Raw genomic sequence first — 1712 nt, 5'->3', positions numbered from 1 at the left:
CGGGAGGAAGGCCGCCAGAAAGACGGTGCCCCCACCTGCCGCCTGCGCTTCCCCGGCCAGTACGACGATGACGAGTCGGGGTTGTTCTACAACCGCTTCCGGTACTATGATTGCGATACCGGGCAGTATCTGAGCGCGGACCCGGTGGGGTTATTGGGTGGGGTCAATCCGTACGGGTATGTGRCAAATCCTCTCTCTTGGATCGATCCGCTTGGTCTTACTGGATGTAATGCCCAACAACGCCGTAATATATCTGATCTACGAAATGGCAAAGATGTCACGGTTAGAAGTGTTGATGAAGCAAGAGCATTATTAGATAACATGCCAGATCTTAGACCTCATGTTGAAAATTTCCCTGCAAGGTCTGGTGAGCTTTATAGTGGCACTAAGTTCAGTGATGTATGGAAACAGCCAGCGGGAACATATCGGGGTGATTTATATAATGTGAAAAATCCATTATCTGATGTTGTTCATAATTCCAAAAATCCATTACACGATAATAATCCGCACTATAATATTATCTTTGGTGATGGAACTAAAGCCGGGATAATTATCGTTCCTTAGCGAGGTTTTCATGAGAAATACAATAGATAATAGGATGTTAGGCTCAATACCGTTGGTGGAAAGGACCATTGAATCGTCTGGAAACGAACTATTTATTACATATAACATCATTGGTGATTTAGATTTCGATATTACGCTTAAGAAAATTTATTGTTCTTATGAGCAATTGGATAATTCAGTTGTGATTTTTTTATCTGATGAAAGAAAACGTAATGAAGATATATTGAACTGGAATGATGATTTTTCCATAAAGCAGAGAAAAGCAAAAAAAGAATTATTTTTAAGATTTGATGCTGGTCAGCTATTCTTACCAGATAATGGAGACGGGTTTATTTTTGATGGGGATGTCAATTACATGAGAACGTGGGTGAATAAATTATAGGGTATCTTTTGGCGATCTATTTTCATAAGCCGGGGGGATATTAAATCTTCCCGGCTTATTTTTTATTTACCCGCCGCCGTTCAGCCCACTAAACAACCGACTCCTTAATCCCCTTCACCACCTGTTTTACCTTATAAAGTTCTTCCCGCAACTCCTGCACTTCGTTGTTGTCCGCGATGATGGTCAGGCACCCCTCCGTGATCCTCACGGTCACGCCGCGCCCGGTGTCAAAACCCGCCTCAGCCAGCCAGTCGCCCTTAAAGTGCAGGCCGGGTCTTTGTGAGTAACAGGTAGCCGGGCTGGGCGGAAACCCTCAATGGCAGGCGGACTGAGTACCGTTACGATGCGCAGCAGGATTATGTCGCACAGCGCACCACTGCCGGTATCACGGAGCATTTCAGCCGTGGTCTGACGGGGGAGCTGAAAGCGTGGCAGATAGCAGACCATGCCCCGCTGAACTTTGAACACGACCTGCGCGGCCAGGAAATCCGCCGGGCCAGCGCCGCCGGGTTTGACCAGCGGCAGGACTGGACGCAGACCGGGATGCTGGCAGAGCAGCACAGCAGTGCCCTGCACCGCCAGTACCTGTATGACAAAGCGTACAACCTGACGATGAYGGCCGACTCCCACCGGGGCACGATGGTCAACAGCCTGACGGCAAACGACCAGATAAACCACGCCACCTGGACGGGCAGTAAAAATGTGCCGATGCGTGAAGAGCGCCTGACCTGTGACCAGAGCCTGAATATCGCCCGCCGCCAGACGT

At 48.7% G+C, this 1712-nt stretch carries 3 protein-coding genes and 1 pseudogene; 2 read left to right on the top strand and 2 right to left on the bottom strand.

Annotation, left to right across the window (positions count from 1 at the left end; all coding sequences use genetic code 11):
- Together KXR87_RS23500 and KXR87_RS23495 are read left to right on the top strand one after the other, a co-directional pair.
- Positions 1-564 (top strand): RHS repeat-associated core domain-containing protein (locus KXR87_RS23500; protein WP_437434581.1); only part of this gene is annotated, 564 nt, incomplete at its 5' end.
- Positions 565-574: 10 nt separating this feature from the next.
- Entirely contained in the window at positions 575-946 is a 372-nt protein-coding gene (locus tag KXR87_RS23495; protein ID WP_437434580.1) for a hypothetical protein, read from the top strand.
- 88 nt (positions 947-1034) lie between these two features.
- Here the strand turns inward: KXR87_RS23495 and KXR87_RS23490 are convergent.
- Both KXR87_RS23490 and KXR87_RS23485 read right to left on the bottom strand, forming a co-directional pair.
- Positions 1035-1238 (bottom strand): annotated as a pseudogene (locus KXR87_RS23490) (SymE family type I addiction module toxin); the annotation flags it as partial.
- Positions 1157-1712: hypothetical protein (locus tag KXR87_RS23485; RefSeq protein WP_437434579.1), on the bottom strand; the 556-nt coding region annotated here is incomplete at its 5' end. The gene KXR87_RS23485 and the pseudogene KXR87_RS23490, both read right to left, overlap by 82 nt.

The organism is Yokenella regensburgei (assembly GCF_051486985.1).
Lineage (GTDB): Bacteria > Pseudomonadota > Gammaproteobacteria > Enterobacterales > Enterobacteriaceae > CBFFRJ01.
Note: the sequence above shows the minus strand (reverse complement) of the source record. Positions and strands in the feature narration are given on the sequence as shown.